Genomic DNA, 16,798 nt, shown 5'->3' with positions numbered 1-16,798 from the left:
TATAAACTTAAACCGTCCAAGTTTCGGGGGTCAGTTCATTTATAAAGGGCGGTTTTCTATTTTACATGATGATTAAGACGTTTTTAGATCAGTCTTGTAGGTAGCTTAGTAAACGCATAAATTCGATATACATCCACACCAGCGTTGCAAGAATTCCGATACTAAATAACCATTCGTAGTCTTCTGATATGCCCATCGCTACGCCGCGATCGATATTATCAAAATCAAGCAATAAACTAAATGAGGCAATAACCACCACAAACAAGCTAAAGCCGATAGCCACCATACCACCATCAAATAAAAATGGCAGGCTTGAGCCAAAGAGGACAAAACCCCATTGGATTAAGTACAAAATCATGATCGCAAAGATGGCAGACATCATGATTGAGCGAAATTTGTCATTAACCTTAACGATTCCTGAACGATAAAGTCCGAGCATAACGGCAGCCGTCACAAAAGTGGCGCAAAGTGCGGTTAATGGCACACTTGGATACATACGCATAAAAAATAGCGAGATACCGCCTAAAAAGATACCTTCTAATAACGCATAAGGTACCGCAAAGGTTTTGGCTTTTTGCGGTTTAAAGGTGATAAAAATGGCAAGACCAAAGGCAGCAAACATACTACCAAACGCCGCCATGCTGATAAAACCTTGTGATAAACCTGCCATCAACGCATAAAAGAAAAATCCAATACCCGTAATCGCTGACAATCCAAGCAATAAACTGGTTTTTTGAATCACGCCCTTCACCGTCATCGGCGCACCGCCGACAGCAAGCTCTGCGCGACTGACAATAGGATTGGCCATAAAATTGTCCTTAATAAAATATAAATAACTGAGATGCCAGCTACTTTAGCAAAACCGCCATTATTGTCAACTGTGTTTACGTGAGCGCATGCAAGGCATCACGTGGCTATTAAGACATTTATTAACCAGTGAGTAAAGAGATTACAGCGATAGTAAGTAACGATAATAAGTAGCGATAGTAAATAGCTAGCAAACACGCCTAAACGCGGCGTATGATAAAGATGATATGGGGCCGATTACGACAGTTAACAACGAAAATTGATAAACATGCTAGTCTAAGTACTTATTTCTCGTTATCATTGCATTGTACTTTATCGTTATGCCGAGTCGTTTTATGGAAAACTCAGCGCAGTCCGCACGATTGCCGCACTTACATGAATCAGAGCTGTTTCACGCTATCAAAAACCCAGCGTTTAGGCGTATTGGTCTGATGGGCCGTGCCGGAAAACGTAGCGTGACCCGAAGTTTGGTGCAAATTGCCAAAACCATCAATGAGATGAATCTCACCTTGATTATGGATTTGCAAACGGCCAATTTACCCACTTTAAACCTCACCGAAATTGAAAAAGTCAAAATCGTCAAACGTAGCTTAATAGGGGAGATTTGTGACTTAGTCATCGTAGTGGGTGGTGATGGTTCGATACTGCATGCCGCCGAGGCCTTGGCGCGCTATCGGGTGCCAGTCTTAGGGGTCAACCGTGGTCGTTTGGGCTTTTTGGCCGATGTTAAGCCTGATGAAGCCGCCTTTAAGTTACGCCAAGTATTGATGGGCGATTATCAGCTAGATCATAGGTTTTTACTCACCATGGAGATTCGTGAGGGTCGTAAGATTATCCACGAAGATATGGCGCTCAACGATGTGGTGCTGCATGCCGGTAAGTCGGTGCATATGATTGATTTTCAGATGAAAATTGATGGTCACGATGTTTATCGTCAGCATAGCGATGGTCTTATTGTCGCGACGCCGACGGGTTCGACGGCTTATGCACTTTCAGGTGGCGGTCCGATTATTCATCCGAGTATGGATGCCATCTGTTTGGTGCCAATGCATCCGCACACGTTGTCCAGTCGTCCGATTGTGGTCAGCGGCACCAGCGAGATTTGTATCCGTATTCACGAGGACAACCGCACCCAGCCGCAAGTCAGCGCTGATGGTAAGCCAAGCATCGCGCTTGACCAAGAGCAACGCCTTTATATTCGCAAACATCCTGATAAGCTCACTTTGCTACATCCACCAGGATTTGACTTTTACGAAGCCTGCCGAACCAAGTTGCACTGGAACGTCCATGCCGAAGAATTCAGTATGGATGTCGATGATGATATTATGGATGAAGAATAAGCGCATCGATGTATAAAGCTGGTTATGTAAAGTGTGTTAAGTCAAAAGGTATATGTAAAATAAAGTAGTGGAGAGTAGGTACGATGGACAAACAAACAATATTAGCAAGTGTCACACCAGAAGTGGTGGACAAATTTCGTCAAGCCATTGAGTTAGGTAAATGGCCTGATGGTCGTAAGCTAACGCCTGAGCAGCGCGAGACTTGTATGCAAGCAGTAATGGTATGGGAACATGAGCACCTGCCACCAGCCGAGCGCACCGGTTTTATTCATAAACCCGTGAGAGAAGATGGCTCTATTGTGGGCGCCGAATGTGATGTCGAGCACGAGCATCATTATCCCAATATGCCCAATCCTAAAGGGGCGGTACAACCTGTTAAATTCCGTAATAAATAGGCAGATTTATTACTAATCGTATGTATTAATAATTTATCAGATAGATACGCCGCAATAGTAAAGGTAAGAATAAGAAAAGCCACGCTAATAACATAGCGTGGCTTTTTTAATACTTTTAAAATAGATAGTTAGCGAAAATAGAAAACTACAGCGCGCTAGTATCAACACTTGGACGCGGCGTTAATGGATTTTTTTCCATCAAGAACCCTTGCCAACCCCAATGTAAAAAATTACGAATATTGGGATGATCCGTACCTTTAGGCGTCGCTTGCACCTTGGCGTAATGCTCACCAAATAGCTTTAGCGTATCTAATTGATTTAAGCCGTGGTGTTTTGCAAAACCAAAAATTTTCGCGCTGCCTTCATTTTCGCCAGCCGCATTGTGCAGCATACCATTAACAAAAGGTACGGGCGCATAGCGATAAAAATCATCAATAAAGCTGATGACATCATTGAATCCAATGGCTTTTTTATTCAAACCATTAAGTAGAGCCGATACATCTGATGGGCGGATACTCATAAATAAATGACCTCAGAGCAGATTAAAAAACAAAAATAGGGTGCTTGATTTATGCTCAATAATTATTAACAGTTAGATAATTAATTAATAAGCAAACAAAAAGCTTAACGATTAAAGTAGTCTTCATCATCGAATGAAGGCGCAAAGCTACCTTGCTCTAGATGCTGCATTTGCGATTGTACAGTGCGTTCATGCTGGATACGCTGATAAATCTCTTCACGGTGCACCGCGATATCTTTTGGCGCATTGACGCCGATTCGTACTTGATTGCCTTTAACGCCTAGAACAGTCACACTGACCTCATCGCCAATCATTAGCGTTTCGCCCACGCGGCGTGTCAAAATTAACATGCGTCACACTCCTTATGTCGCATCAACAGATTATTACTCATCAGATTGCGTCTCAATTACAGGACATTACCGTAGTACTAGATAGGCAAAGTAGTTTTACTATAAAAACACTGCGTCACCTAATACTCATAGCGGTAATGATAGATAAATTCATTTAGCCCAAATGAAAGCCCCATTATAGGGGGCATAACAGATACTGTCACGGATTTTCACAAAACTATTAGGTATATACTTACCTGAGCAATAGTAATAAAAGAAAATAGAGCCTTTTTTAGGCTCTATTTAATGAATACTTTACTAGAAATAATCAATTGCTATTGCTTAATAACTACAAAACCAGCTTGAAGTTTTATTAATGCGCAAACGTTTTTAATGTATAAACGTTTGCCATTAAATATTATAACCCAGCGATTTTGCTATCACCATCTTCACGGTCAAGACCAAAGGCGGTGTGCAGTGATTTCACGGCTTTTTCTAAGTGCTGCTCTTGAATAAGCACAGAGACTTTGATTTCACTGGTCGATATCATTTGGATATTGATGTTGTTTTCAGCCAAGGTTTGGAACATAAGGCTAGCAACACCAGCGTGCGAGCGCATGCCAACGCCAACTAATGACACTTTGACCACTTCGTTATTGGCCAAGATTTCTTTGGCGCCAATCTCATCTTTGACTTCATCTTCTAGCACTTTCATGGTTTTATCCATGTCCGTACGGTTGACGGTAAAGGTAAAATCGGTGGTGCCATTGGTCGATAGGTTTTGGACGATCATATCAATTTCGATATTGGCGCGGCCAATAGGACTTAGGATGGCAGAGGCGATACCAGGGTGGTCGGGTACACCGCGCACGACGATTTTTGCTTCGTCGCGATTAAAAGCGATGCCTGAGATGATTGCCTGTTCCATGTTGTCTCCTTCGTCTATCGTAATTAGGGTGCCGACGTTGTCTTGAAAGTCTTGGTCGAAGCTACCATCGTTGTTTTCATCAAAGCTAGATAATACGCGCAGTGGCACGCCGTATTTGCCAGCGAACTCTACTGAGCGAATCTGTAAAATCTTTGAGCCAAGGCTTGCCATCTCAAGCATTTCTTCAAAGGTAATCTTTTCAAGTTTTTTGGCTTTTGAGGTGACGCGCGGGTCAGTGGTATAGACGCCATCAACATCGGTATAGATTTGACATTCATCAGCGCCAAGAGCTGCGGCAATGGCGACACCTGTGGTATCCGAGCCGCCGCGTCCTAACGTCGTCGCGTTGCCTTCTTCATCGATACCTTGGAAACCTGCCACGATAACAATGTTGCCTGCATCTAGTTGCTCACGAATACTTTTATCATCGATGCTCTCGATACGCGCTTTAGTGTGGGCGCTATCGGTTTTAATAGCGACTTGACGGCCGGTGAATGAACGGGCGCCAATACCAAGCTCTTTAATCGCCATGGCAAGCAAAGAGATGGAAACCTGCTCGCCCGTTGAGACCATTTGGTCGTATTCGCGCGGGTCAGGTTGGTTGCTGATTTGGCGTGCTAAATCGATCAAACGATTGGTTTCACCGCTCATGGCAGACACCACAACGATGACTTGATGACCGTTGTCATGCCAGCGTTTGACCCGTTTGGCGACATTTTTGATGCGGTCGATACTGCCCATCGAGGTGCCGCCGTATTTTTGTACTAATAACGCCATAAAAATCTACCTATTATTCACCAATGGCCATCTGTTACTTATCGACATCAATCTGTATTAATCCGTCATGGTGCGGTTGGCAATGACAGTGCAAGATTCATTCTAATAACGATAAAGCCGAATTATAAAAACTGCGCCCTTTATTTGCTCTGCTGCTTGACTGTTTATAGCTAGTTATAGCTAGTGACTTGCTATGCTGCCAGTCGTTTAAGCGTGGTACTTTATACCATATTAGCGGCATAACTTTAAGTGCCAGCAGGCGTTTGATGTATGGCGATTGGTTATAATCGTTATAACCAATCCCGTATTATCCCTAATTCCTAACCAAAATTTCTAGCCAAGTTTTTCTGCAATCCAAGCGCTTAGTGCGCTGATAACAGCGCTCGTATTGGCAGATTTTGGGGCACCGCCTTGGGCATAGTCAGGCTTACCGCCGCCTTTACCGCCAAGCTCGCTTGCTAAGTGACGAATAATGTCGCCCGCTTTGACGCGATCGGTCAGCGATTTATCAACGCTCGCGGCTAGTGCGAGCTGCTCGTCTTTATCGCCAATCAGTACAATGACGCTGTACGGCAGTTTTGATTTAACATCATCCATCAGCGTACGCACTGATTTGCCATCAACGCCGCTTAAGGTGCTAATAAGTACTGATGTACCTGCGATGGTCTGTACGTCGTCAAGTAAATTGGCGGCTTGAGCACTGGCGATTTTTTGTTGCAGGCGCTCGAGCTGTTTTTCTAAATCGCGCTGCTTATCGGCCATGGTGCGCACACGCTGCGCAACCTCAGGACGTTTTACTTTTAGCTGAGCGGCAAGCTCGCTTAGCTGCTGCTCACTTTGCTGAATGTTTTTAATCGCATTCATGCCAGTGACCGCTTCAATACGGCGTATACCCGCCGCAATACCTGATTCGCTGGTGATTTTTAATACCCCAATATCGCCGGTGCGCTGCACGTGCAAACCGCCGCACAGCTCGATAGAAAACGGCTGACGCTGACCATCAACAATACTGTCGGTGCCCATGGTTAATACGCGTACGTCATTCCCATATTTTTCGCCAAACAATGCCATCGCGCCTTGCTTCATTGCTTCATCGATAGACATATGCTCGATACGGGCAGGGGTGTTGGCTTGGATTTGCTCATTGACCAGGCGTTCGATACGGCTGATTTCAGCAGCGCTAACAGGTTTGTCATAAGAAAAGTCAAAACGTAATACTTCGCTCGATACCAATGAGCCTTTTTGCGTGACTGTATCGCCGAGTACTTGTCTTAGCGCAGCATGCAACAGATGCGTCGCCGAGTGGTTTTTGGCACTCGCGGCACGAATGCTAGATAATACCCGCGCATCAGCCGTTTGCTGAGCGTTAATTTCGCCCATGGTGACCACGCCATAATGGATAATGGCTTGGCCAGATTTTTTGGTGTCTTGCACTTCAAAAACACCTGTCGCTGTGCGAATCTCACCCAGCTCGCCAACCTGACCACCGCCTTCAGCATAAAATGGCGTACGGTCAAGTACCACAACGCCTTCCATGCCCTCAGCCAAGCTCTCGGCTGGATTGCCGTCTTGATAAAGCGCATGAATGATCACGCCGTCCTCTTCAAGCTGCTCGTAGCCGACAAAGGTGGTTGGGTTGTCTACTTGAATGACACTACTATAATCAACGTCGAATTTGCCTGCATCACGCGCACGTTCACGCTGTGCTTGCATGTGCTCATCGAATTCTGCTTCATCAATCACAATACCACGCTCACGGGTGATATCAGCGGTCAAATCAAGCGGGAAGCCATAAGTATCATATAGCTTAAATGCTGCTTCGCCAGAAAGCGTGTCACCATCTTGCAAGCCTTCAAGCTCGCTGGCAAGCAGACGTAGCCCTTGCGCTAAGGTTTTGGCAAATTGTGATTCTTCTTTTTGAATGGCGTTTTCGATGAAGTTTTGCTTATCTTTTAGCTCGGGATAGGCGCTGCCCATCTCAGCAACCAAAGGTGCAACCATTTTATAAAAGAACTCACTGTCCGCACCAAGTTTATTACCATGACGTACCGCACGGCGAATGATACGGCGGAGTACATAACCACGACCTTCATTACTTGGCGTGACGCCATCAGCAATCAAAAAGGCTACGGCACGGATATGATCAGCGATGACTTTTAATGACGATTGCTGTTGATTCTGAATACCTAAAATCTCAGCGGCAGCATCCATCAAATGCACAAACAAATCTATCTCATAGTTGCCATGGACGCCTTGCATGATGGCACTGATGCGCTCGAGACCCATGCCGGTATCCACGCTTGGCGCAGGTAGCGGCAGCATGGTGCCGTCTTTTTGGCGATTAAACTGCATAAAGACGCAGTTCCAAATCTCGATATAGCGATCACCATCTTCTTCAGGCGTACCCGGCAAACCGCCTTCAATATCAGCGCCATGGTCATAGAAGACTTCGGTACAAGGACCGCATGGACCGGTATCACCCATTGTCCAAAAATTATCAGAAGCGTAAGGCGCGCCTTTATTGTCACCAATACGAATAATGCGTTCGCTAGGAAGGCCGATGTCTTTATGCCAAATATCAAAGGCTTCGTCATCGGTTTCATAAATGGTCACATACAAGCGGTTTTTATCGATTGCCAACCACTCATCCGAGGTCAAAAATTCCCAAATGTAAGCAATACCTGCTTGCTTAAAATAATCACCAAAAGAGAAGTTGCCCAACATCTCAAAAAACGTATGATGGCGCGCCGTATAACCGACATTATCTAAGTCGTTATGTTTGCCACCGGCACGAACGCATTTTTGTGAGCTTACCGCACGCGTATAGTCACGTGGCTCCATGCCCAAAAAGGTCTCTTTAAACTGATTCATGCCAGCATTGGTAAATAGCAATGTTGGGTCATTGTAGGGAATCAAGCTCGACGAGGCGACGGCGGTATGCTGCTTGCTTATGAAAAAATCAATAAAAGCTTGACGAATATCGGCTGAGCGAAATGGCTGGCTCACAGCGGCTCCTTACTAACGAGTGGTTTCATTAAATAGAATAAGTAAAATAATTTTGCAAGCGATTTTAGCACAAACGTGCTAAGCGTGTTGAAGATTCATAAGCAAACACAAGGTAAATCCGGCTTAACTGTTGTGATTAAGCGAGCGTTTGCATTGAGTAATGGCTGCTATTAAAGCGCTAAGTTTTTAACAAGTACCGTGGAGTTGGTATAAAAATTATCGTATCAAAGTCAAAGTATTTCATGAGAGGACTCAGCTAATCGATTAAATAACTTATTCAGTCAAAATAGTCACATCGGTTTCATCGAGCTTATCTTTAATCAATGGATGCGACTCGATAACTTGTACAGGCATATAGCGTAGCTGCAACCGAATCGGTAAATAATCGGGAAAATTTTCCGCCATATCTTTAGTAATCATCGCTTCAATGTGACGGACGTCATAAAAAGTAGGGGTCGTCTCGCCGCGAATCACCGCTCGCACAACTTGATTATTGTCGTTTTTATCAAACTGCGTATTGGTCAGCACATTGCCTTTATCACTAAAGTAGCTATTAATCGTCTCTTTGACGCTACTTTCAAACACTTGCTGCTTGGCATTCGTTTGTAGATTAATGGTTAAGTATGTTCCTAAACCGCCCAATAACAATAACGTTACCGCATTACGCCGCAAAAAAGTCAAATAGGTGCCGGATTTATAATCGTCATCGACCAAACGACGAAATCCTAACAGCCACAGCACTAAAGCGTTGGTAAATTGAATAGCAATAATATTGGTCAATGCCAGTAGCAGCGCGCCAAGTCCAAGCTGTATTTCATTATTGGCAAATAAAATCCCGCTAGCAGCAAGCGGTGGCACCAAAGCCGTGGCTACTGCAACGCCTACCACTGCCACCGACAAGTGCGGTGACACCATCGCATAAGCACCAGCCGTACCACCGGCAAGAGCAATCATTAAATCCATCGAAGTCGGCTGCGTGCGCGACAATATTTCGACGGTTAGCGGTTGATCTTTGTGAAGCCAACCGACCATAAATCCGACTAATACCACCAAAGAGATACCAAGAAACACCGTGATAAGTGATTTGCGTAATAGCGGCATACGGTGGTCAATAATCGCCAAAGCTACCCCAGTGATAGGGCCAAGCATCATCGCAACAAGCATCGCACCGATGACGACAGCCGCCGAGTTGGTCACCAATCCATAGCTTGCAATGATAGCCGAGAGGATGTTCATCACAAAATACATTTTACTCGGCAAGGCGTTGGCCTCAATTCGGACCCGTACTTCTGGATGGTCTACTTTTTTATTACTAAACTGCTCGGCAACAAACTGCTTATAAGATTCAAGTTTGGCTTCTTTTTTCTCTTCTTTGACTTCGTCTTCTTCGCCTTTTTCGTTGCTATTTTCTAAGCTCTCTTGTAGCGTCTCTTCAGTTGATGGCTTATCAGCTTGCGTACCGTTTGAAGGGGTTTGTTTGGTCACGGTTTTATCTGCTGCTACGCTGGCTTCATCCTTATCCTTTTTCTGAAAAAACGCGTCCGCTGTGTCTGTAAATTCAGATTCTGCATTGTCATTATTGTCATTCATAGATTCATTGCCGGGTTGGGTGTCGTCTTCAGTCGTCTCTAATGAAGCAACCACCACATCAGGCGCCACCGTCTCCATCTTTATCTTGCCTTCAGGCGTTTGCGCTTCAGCTGCCTCTTCTATCCCTTTTTTATCATTGCCGTTTTCAGTGTGCGTTTTTTCAGCAGTATCGCCCTTATTGTCAATCTTATGGTCGGCGTTAGATTGACCATCGTTTTGAGGTTTATTTGTCGGCAGCGAATCGTTAGCGGTGTCGGTATTAGATGAGGTCATAGAAAAAGGCTTTATTGAAAAATAGGATGAGAAATAAAAATGGCTAGCTAAAAGATGCCGCATGCAAGAGGCAAAGCAAGTCAGAGCTAAAAATGCAAGAAAGTCACTATTGTAATGATAAATGGATAACGGCGTAAGAATTTTTTGCGACTCAACAGAGGGGAGGATGAGTAGAGAAGAAACAGATAGTTTGGTTGTATTTTTAAGAAAAAGATATGGAATATAAATCAACAATTATAATATGGCTTTGCGCGTGAATCACTTGCTATAAGTGGGCTGCGAGTCTATAAGAAAGGCTTACTATTTGTGTGGATTTAGTGTATAAAGGTATTATACCCGCACAAAAAATGAGGAATAAATTATGAACTGGCCACTATTCTCCGTTATCTATTCAATAGCCGCAACTGTCACCATCGGTATATTCATGATTGCTGCTTTGATTACAGGATTTAATCAAATCCCGCATATCCAAATGGCGGTAGCAGTGGGTTTCATTTTGTCTATTCCTGCTGCATTATTTTTTACCAAAAAAGTCGGTAGTATTACGGGTAATGAAGAAGGCCAAAAAGTGTGATTTAAAATAAAAGCTATCAATAATGAAAATAAAGTCAGCTTAGCTTTAGACTTTATACCCATAAAAAAACAGCCCCTTTTTAGGAGCTGTTTTTTATTTGCTGTGATGGGCTGTTATTAAGATTACCTATTTAAGCTCAACGGTTGCGCCATTTTCGATATTGGCATACACCTCTAACACGTCCCAGTTGGTCAAACGGACACAGCCAGCTGATGCTTGGCGGCTGATACCTTCAGGCTTTGGTGAGCCATGTAGCCCATAAGAAGGTTTGGATAAGCCCATCCATACGACACCGACAGGGCTGTTTGGACCTGGTGGTAGCATGTGTACTTTTTTATCCGCGCCACTACCGACGGTCGCTTTGTACCATGGCATTTTTACTTTATTGACGATTTTAAAAGTGCCCTGCGGTGATGGTGTGGCATCACTACCAACGGTCGTTGGGTAGGTAGCAACGAGCTTGTCATCGTTATAAGCATATAAGGTTTTATCGGCTTTATTGGCAACGACGCGGTTAATACGCTGTTTAAGGGGTTCGCGCGTGTTTAATACCGTGATGGTTTCACCGGCTTTATACTCTTTGTTTTTATTCAATTTATCTAAGTAGCGTACGTCCATGTGGAAGCGCTCGCCAAACATCTCTTTAATGTCTTGGTAATATAAGCCTTTCATTTTCGATTTGGCTTCTGCGCCCGCCGGTGTGGTAGCAAAGTTGGTATTCACATCATCTTCGGTGATGGTATAACTCACTAAAACTGGCTTATTGGCAGGGAAGTTTTTATTTAAAGCATCCCATGTTTTTTGATCCATTTTGCCCGTTGCTGGCAAGCCTTTCATGGTTTGGAAGTTAATCAGCGCTTTTTTACTATTCATACCCCAACCACCATCGATAGCGCCAGGTGAGGCGTGGTTCCAATCCAATAGCGCCTGCATTTTGATGGTCATCGCCGAGTTGACCTTCATATTCGGTGTCCAAGTTGCACCGTTGACCTGCTTGGCATAATTAGATAGATTTAGCGTGGTATATTTTTTGCCATCAATGTTTTCGATACTTTTGATAGAAGTATCAGTTAGGCGGTTATTAGCCACTGCTGCACTAGGAGCAGCGACGGCTTGGCCATCACTGATATCGTCAGTGCTATCAGACTGCACATCTTTACGTGCCAGCTCTTCGACGCTCATATTATCGGCGCTGACGCTTTGTTGCTCTGCATCCATTTGTTGCGCGTCATTTTCGTCCGCGTCAGCTTCTTGTTTTTCGTCAATCAGCTGCGTCATACGATCAGGTGACTTAGGCTTTAAAGCCGGCGCTGCGACTACAGGAGCACGACCATCAATTGAGCTGCTGCGGTTTTCTTGCACATTAAGGCTAACTTTTTTAGCGAGACTATTCTGAGCAGGCTGAGCACTACTAGGCATAGAGTCAACTTTACGTACTGGTAAGGTGCGCGTATTGTCGGCCGGTGCAGCAACAGCGCTGACACTGGCACTAACGATAGCAATGGATATAGCGGTAATAAGAGGCTTCACTTTCATCATATTGGCTTACTTATGGTAATAACTAATGCGGCTATTATGCGCATAATTTGGACGCTTCGCAAACTTTTGACACATCTTTTTTCATTTAGAACTTGCTAAACGTCAACGGTTGACGTATTCACTACAGTTGCGAAATAATTTAGTCATGCCCGGCATAAAAGTGTAGGCAAATTTCTTTGCCGTAAAAAATACAGTCATTGGCGCAGCAGGATGTTTGCGTCTATAATGTATGGCAAGTTTTTATTTAATAAATCAGCTGCTAATTGATAGCGATTTAACCCATCCGCATGTCGTCGATACGCATGCAAATCAGTAAGGTGCGATATGTCAGAAGACCAAACCATGAGCGCAGAAGAGTTTCAAAATCAGTACTTCGATGATGAGTCGCAAGGCTTAGATAATGAGATGGCGTACGATTTAGAGACAGGGCTGCTCGGTGAGCACGATGAGTTTGCTGGCCTGCGTGCCGAGCTTGCAGAGGCGCGTGAGCAGCTGGTTAGCATCCGTGATTTTATTCGTTTTGCGGTCACGCAGCTGCGCAACTATGATGTGGTTGTCGCCCAAGGAACGACGGATGAATTTGCCGAAGCGTCTGCGATTGTGCTGCACACGCTGTCTTTAGATTGGTCAGCCAACGATCAGATTTTGGATTGTCGCTTAACTGCTTCAGAAAAACAGCAGGTGCTAAGCTTATTAGAGGAGCGTATTGCTGAACGTAAGCCGCTCAGTTATTTGATTAATTTATCTTATTTTTGTGATCTGCCTTTTTATGTCGATGAGCGCGTTTTGATTCCGCGCTCACCAATCGCCGAGCTGATTCGGCAGCAGTTTTACCCGTACTTTGATGTCAATGAGCTGGCAAAGCCGCTTGGTACGAGCATGAACAATCAAGCTGCCGCCTTCTTTGATCATGGTTTAGAGATTAAGCAGTTATCACAGCCTGAGCGTATTTTAGACTTATGTACGGGTTCTGGCTGTATTGCTATTGCGCTTGCCACTCGTTTTATCGATGCCTTGGTTGATGCGGTCGATATTGATAAAGGCGCGCTGGAAGTTGCGATGGTTAATGTCGATCATCATGACTTAGGTCATCAGGTCAATGTGATTGAATCTGACTTATTTGCCAAGATTCCTGCTGAGCATCAATACGAGCTGATCGTCACCAATCCTCCTTATGTCGATGCCGCGATTATGGCAGATTTGCCGCCAGAGTTTTTATATGAGCCAGAACATGCCCTTGCTGCTGGTCAAGATGGGCTGGACTTGGTACATCGTATCTTGTTTGAAGCGCCAGATTATCTCAGCCCTGAAGGTTTACTCGTTTGTGAAGTGGGTGATAGTGAATGGGCATTAAAGCAAGCCTATCCTGAGATTCAGTTTGATTGGTTAAAATTTGCCCACGGTGGCCATGGTATTTTTGCCATTACTTATGACGAGCTTATGAGCCATCGCCAGTTATTTGCCGCTTATGTGCAATTATTGGACAGCAATCAATAAAGCAAGATTGACACTGACATTAGAAGTAAAAATCGGCAATTAAAAATCGACTTCATTTGTTTAAGGATAAATATGGCTGGCAATAGTATTGGGCAGGTTTTTACAGTAACGACGTGCGGCGAGTCACACGGGGCAGGCCTTATGGCCATCGTTGATGGGGTGCCGCCAGGTTTAGAGTTGTGCGAAGCGGATTTGCAGGTAGATTTGGACCGCCGTAAACCGGGAACGTCTAAATACTCAACCCAGCGCCGTGAATCTGATGAAGTCGAAATTATCTCTGGCGTGTTTGAAGGTAAAACCACGGGCACTTCAATTGGTCTGTTAATTCGTAATACCAACCAAAAATCAAAAGATTATAGCGAGATAAAAGATACCTTTCGCCCCGGTCACGCCGACTATACCTATAGTATGAAATATGGTTTTCGCGATTATCGCGGCGGCGGACGTTCATCAGCGCGTGAAACCGCCATGCGAGTGGCGGCCGGAGCTATCGCCAAAAAATACCTGCATGAGCGCTTAGGTGTGCAAGTCCGCGGGCACGTCACTCAAATTGGCTCAGAATACAGTCAAGTATTAGACCCAAGCCAAATCGACTGGGATTTTGTCAATAGCAATCCGTTTTTTTGTGCGGACAAAGACGCAGTCAGCCGTTTTGAAGTCTTAATAGACAGCTTACGCCGTGAAGGTACAAGCTGCGGTGCGCGTTTGGAGATTATCGCAAGCGGCGTGCCAGTTGGACTAGGTGAGCCGGTATTTGATCGCTTAGATGCCGATATTGCCCACGCCATGATGAGTATCAATGCCGTTAAAGGCGTTGAAATCGGCGATGGCATGGCGGTGGCTGGTCAGTTTGGTCATACTTCTCGTGATGAGCTGACGCCAGATGGCTTTACGGCCAATCATGCAGGCGGCATCTTGGGCGGTATCTCATCTGGACAAGATATCCGCGTCAGTATCGCCCTCAAACCTACCTCTAGTATTACCACGGCTGGCAAGAGCATCAATACAGAGGGAGAGGCGATTGAGATGCTGACCAAAGGTCGTCATGACCCTTGCGTTGGCGTGCGCGCGACCCCTATTGCTGAAGCAATGCTAGCGATTGTGTTACTGGATCATTATTTGCGTCATCGTGGTCAAAATGCCGATGTTGAGCCGCCAGTGCAGTCGATTACCTAGCAGTTTATTACAAAGTTACCGCTCCGCTCTCTGTCTTTCTTTCTTGCTTTTCTAAGCGTGTTTAAAGAGAGAAGATAGAGGGCTTTTTTATGGTTTATTAAAAACTTGCTGTTAAGATAAAAAACTTCAAAAAATGAGACCGACCGTTTTCTCATAAAAGGCTAGGTTGAAAAAGAAACACCAGGCATCATTAAGTAATAGATAAATTTTAAGCAGACATTTTTTAACTTTCTATTTTAACTCAAGGTTAAATAACAGTTAACTGCGAGTTAAAAATAGAAATTATGACTGTTAGTTATGGGAAGATACGCCGCTGTTAGAAGGGTAAATCAATTTTATATCAAGGACATTAAAAAGATGAGTAACTATTTAGACACTGTGATTGTCGAACATAATCCAACGCAAAAAAAAATCGATAGAGCCGTCATCTGGCTACATGGATTAGGTGCTAGCGGTCATGACTTCGAGCCGGTCGTGCCGCAGCTCGGCTTAGCGGATGATATGGCGGTACGTTTTATCTTTCCACATGCTCCGCAGCGTCCAGTGACCGTCAATGGCGGTATGGTCATGCCAGCGTGGTATGACATCTTAGAGATGAGCCTTGAGCGTAAAGTAGATATTGCTCAAATCGAACACTCTTCGCAGCAAATTCATGACTTGATTGCGCGCGAAATTGAGCGCGGTGTTAAACCTGAGCATATCATCATCGCTGGGTTTTCGCAGGGCGGGGCAGTAGCATATCACGTGGCGCTTGGCTATCCACAGCGTTTGGCAGGATTGATGGCGTTATCTACGTATCTTGCGACTAATGACAATATCGACTATAGCGATGCCAATAAAGACATGCCGATTTTGATTGAACATGGTACGCATGACCCCGTTGTTCCTGTTGTGTTAGGTGAGCAGGCCCAGCAGCTTTTATCAGCAAAAGGCTATAGTGTCGTTTATCATACCTATACAATGGCGCACCAAGTGTGTATGCCGCAGATTCAAAATATCGGTAAATGGATGAATAAAGTTTTGGCCTAAAACCTTATGATGGTCTCCTTTATAAACAGCTTGCTGGCTATTGAAATTTTGCCCCTTAACCCTATATATAAATTAGAGTGATTAAAGTAGATCAGGGGTTTCTACCCAACTTATAAATGACAAGTCGGCCTGTAATTTAATGTAATAACGGTCTGCTAATGGTTGAGGAAAAGCTCATTTTCATCTATAATACTCAGTCTTATTGGGGATGTTCTGGCTTCGACGCTGGTGATGAAACTCAATGATGCATGTCGAGAGTGTATGTCCTCTCGTTAATCAAACATATATTGTTATAGTCGCAAACGACGAAACTTACGCTCTAGCAGCTTAAACCCTGCTTACTGCGCTGCCGATTACCTATAGTTGGTTAGCCCAGTTGAAGCGTCCGCATATAGGTTCGCCACAAGCGATTGTCTCAGTCGCTTGGGTTCAAAAGTAGAGAATCGTCCAATCCATCCTGACTGTCGGATCGGTGCGGATTAAAACTAAAGACAGAAACTAAACATGTAGATTCATGAGCGTAATGCCGGCGGACGCGGGTTCAACTCCCGCCATCTCCACCAAATACTAAAAATCCGATCACATTCAGTGATCGGATTTTTTTGCTTATATCTCCCGCCCTATGAGCAAAGTCTTATATCCCATCAATTTTCTTGATCAAGTATTTCACCGGCAACTTGCCTGTCATGGACTTCAGCCCAGTGACTCTAAAATCGAGCGGATATCCATCGGCATCGCAGGATAGAGGTATCTTTGCAGTTGCGCCGCCACGGCTTCGTCTAGTTGCTAAAGCTTCATCAAGCCGAGCTCCACTTGCATGCTGGTAACACCGTATACCCATTTCGTATCAATTAAATTGAATGCTTTGTTTTAGAAAATATGTGTGCTTTTTCTAATTAGGGACACGTCCAAGACTGAATAATAAAATAAATTAGAACAGAAGAGGAAAACAATTCTTACTACAAAATATTTTGTAGAAAAGTGGGCAATAAAGATAATAATACCAAACCCAATAATT

Annotated in this window: 12 protein-coding genes, 1 other RNA gene and 1 pseudogene; 7 read left to right on the top strand and 7 right to left on the bottom strand. The window is 44.4% G+C overall.

Annotation, left to right across the window (positions count from 1 at the left end; all coding sequences use genetic code 11):
- Positions 1–88: 88 nt before the first annotated feature.
- On the bottom strand, positions 89–808 hold the full coding sequence (locus B4240_RS02390) for a Bax inhibitor-1/YccA family protein (protein WP_296236648.1): 720 nt from the start codon (positions 806–808) through the stop codon (positions 89–91).
- Positions 809–1,142: 334 nt separating this feature from the next.
- Between B4240_RS02390 and B4240_RS02385 the strand changes: the two genes are divergently transcribed.
- Both B4240_RS02385 and B4240_RS02380 read left to right on the top strand, forming a co-directional pair.
- Positions 1,143–2,147, top strand: a complete 1,005-nt coding sequence (locus tag B4240_RS02385) for an NAD(+) kinase (RefSeq protein WP_296236647.1) — start codon at positions 1,143–1,145, stop codon at positions 2,145–2,147.
- Between the two features lie 83 nt (positions 2,148–2,230).
- Entirely contained in the window at positions 2,231–2,542 is a 312-nt protein-coding gene (locus B4240_RS02380) for a YeaC family protein (RefSeq protein ID WP_296236646.1), read from the top strand.
- A gap of 145 nt (positions 2,543–2,687) precedes the next feature.
- Here the strand turns inward: B4240_RS02380 and B4240_RS02375 are convergent, their stop codons facing one another.
- From B4240_RS02375 to B4240_RS02355, 5 genes and pseudogenes are all read right to left on the bottom strand, one after another.
- On the bottom strand, positions 2,688–3,062 hold the full coding sequence (locus B4240_RS02375; RefSeq protein ID WP_296236645.1) for a HopJ type III effector protein: 375 nt from the start codon (positions 3,060–3,062) through the stop codon (positions 2,688–2,690).
- A gap of 182 nt (positions 3,063–3,244) precedes the next feature.
- Positions 3,245–3,412: pseudogene (csrA, locus tag B4240_RS02370) on the bottom strand (carbon storage regulator CsrA); the annotation flags it as partial.
- A gap of 397 nt (positions 3,413–3,809) precedes the next feature.
- Positions 3,810–5,096 carry an aspartate kinase gene (locus B4240_RS02365; protein ID WP_296236644.1) on the bottom strand — a complete coding sequence of 429 codons (1,287 nt, stop codon included), beginning with the start codon at positions 5,094–5,096 and terminating at the stop codon, positions 3,810–3,812.
- 333 nt (positions 5,097–5,429) lie between these two features.
- On the bottom strand, positions 5,430–8,102 hold the full coding sequence (alaS, locus tag B4240_RS02360) for an alanine--tRNA ligase (protein ID WP_296236643.1): 2,673 nt from the start codon (positions 8,100–8,102) through the stop codon (positions 5,430–5,432).
- 273 nt (positions 8,103–8,375) lie between these two features.
- Complete coding sequence (locus tag B4240_RS02355) at positions 8,376–9,965, bottom strand: TIGR00341 family protein (RefSeq protein WP_296236642.1); 1,590 nt, start codon at positions 9,963–9,965, stop codon at positions 8,376–8,378.
- Between the two features lie 361 nt (positions 9,966–10,326).
- Between B4240_RS02355 and B4240_RS02350 the strand changes: the two genes are divergently transcribed.
- Positions 10,327–10,539: a hypothetical protein gene (locus B4240_RS02350; RefSeq protein WP_296236641.1), complete on the top strand. Its 213-nt coding sequence runs from the start codon at positions 10,327–10,329 to the stop codon at positions 10,537–10,539.
- A gap of 126 nt (positions 10,540–10,665) precedes the next feature.
- Here B4240_RS02350 and B4240_RS02345 read toward each other — a convergent pair whose 3' ends face one another.
- Entirely contained in the window at positions 10,666–11,958 is a 1,293-nt protein-coding gene (locus B4240_RS02345; RefSeq protein ID WP_414707078.1) for a L,D-transpeptidase family protein, read from the bottom strand.
- A gap of 444 nt (positions 11,959–12,402) precedes the next feature.
- Here B4240_RS02345 and prmB point away from each other — a divergent pair, with 444 nt between their 5' ends.
- The 4 genes from prmB (at position 12,403) to ssrA (ending at position 16,343) form a co-directional block, all read left to right on the top strand.
- On the top strand, positions 12,403–13,575 hold the full coding sequence (prmB, locus tag B4240_RS02340) for a 50S ribosomal protein L3 N(5)-glutamine methyltransferase (RefSeq protein WP_296236639.1): 1,173 nt from the start codon (positions 12,403–12,405) through the stop codon (positions 13,573–13,575).
- Positions 13,576–13,647: 72 nt separating this feature from the next.
- The gene (aroC, locus tag B4240_RS02335; protein ID WP_296236638.1) at positions 13,648–14,751 is read left to right on the top strand and encodes a chorismate synthase; all 1,104 of its coding nucleotides are present in this window, start codon (positions 13,648–13,650) and stop codon (positions 14,749–14,751) included.
- Between the two features lie 357 nt (positions 14,752–15,108).
- The gene (locus B4240_RS02330) at positions 15,109–15,780 is read left to right on the top strand and encodes an alpha/beta hydrolase (RefSeq protein WP_296236637.1); all 672 of its coding nucleotides are present in this window, start codon (positions 15,109–15,111) and stop codon (positions 15,778–15,780) included.
- A 204-nt stretch (positions 15,781–15,984) separates the two neighbouring features.
- Positions 15,985–16,343: a transfer-messenger RNA gene (gene ssrA, locus B4240_RS02325) on the top strand.
- Positions 16,344–16,798: the final 455 nt, after the last annotated feature.

The sequence above is a fragment of the Psychrobacter sp. UBA5136 genome (assembly GCF_002414005.1).
Taxonomy (GTDB): Bacteria; Pseudomonadota; Gammaproteobacteria; order Pseudomonadales; family Moraxellaceae; genus Psychrobacter.
Note: the sequence above shows the minus strand (reverse complement) of the source record. Positions and strands in the feature narration are given on the sequence as shown.

Excerpts from the sequence above, each read along its gene's own strand:
- B4240_RS02390 (WP_296236648.1), bottom strand. The coding sequence starts at position 808 with ATGGCCAATCCTATTGTCAGTCGCGCAGAGCTTGCTGTCGGCGGTGCG.
- B4240_RS02385 (WP_296236647.1), top strand. The coding sequence starts at position 1,143 with ATGGAAAACTCAGCGCAGTCCGCACGATTGCCGCACTTACATGAATCA.
- B4240_RS02380 (WP_296236646.1), top strand. The coding sequence starts at position 2,231 with ATGGACAAACAAACAATATTAGCAAGTGTCACACCAGAAGTGGTGGAC.
- B4240_RS02375 (WP_296236645.1), bottom strand. The coding sequence starts at position 3,062 with ATGAGTATCCGCCCATCAGATGTATCGGCTCTACTTAATGGTTTGAAT.
- B4240_RS02365 (WP_296236644.1), bottom strand. The coding sequence starts at position 5,096 with ATGGCGTTATTAGTACAAAAATACGGCGGCACCTCGATGGGCAGTATC.
- B4240_RS02355 (WP_296236642.1), bottom strand. The coding sequence starts at position 9,965 with ATGACCTCATCTAATACCGACACCGCTAACGATTCGCTGCCGACAAAT.
- B4240_RS02350 (WP_296236641.1), top strand. The coding sequence starts at position 10,327 with ATGAACTGGCCACTATTCTCCGTTATCTATTCAATAGCCGCAACTGTC.
- B4240_RS02345 (WP_414707078.1), bottom strand. The coding sequence starts at position 11,958 with ATGCCTAGTAGTGCTCAGCCTGCTCAGAATAGTCTCGCTAAAAAAGTT.
- prmB (WP_296236639.1), top strand. The coding sequence starts at position 12,403 with ATGTCAGAAGACCAAACCATGAGCGCAGAAGAGTTTCAAAATCAGTAC.
- aroC (WP_296236638.1), top strand. The coding sequence starts at position 13,648 with ATGGCTGGCAATAGTATTGGGCAGGTTTTTACAGTAACGACGTGCGGC.
- B4240_RS02330 (WP_296236637.1), top strand. The coding sequence starts at position 15,109 with ATGAGTAACTATTTAGACACTGTGATTGTCGAACATAATCCAACGCAA.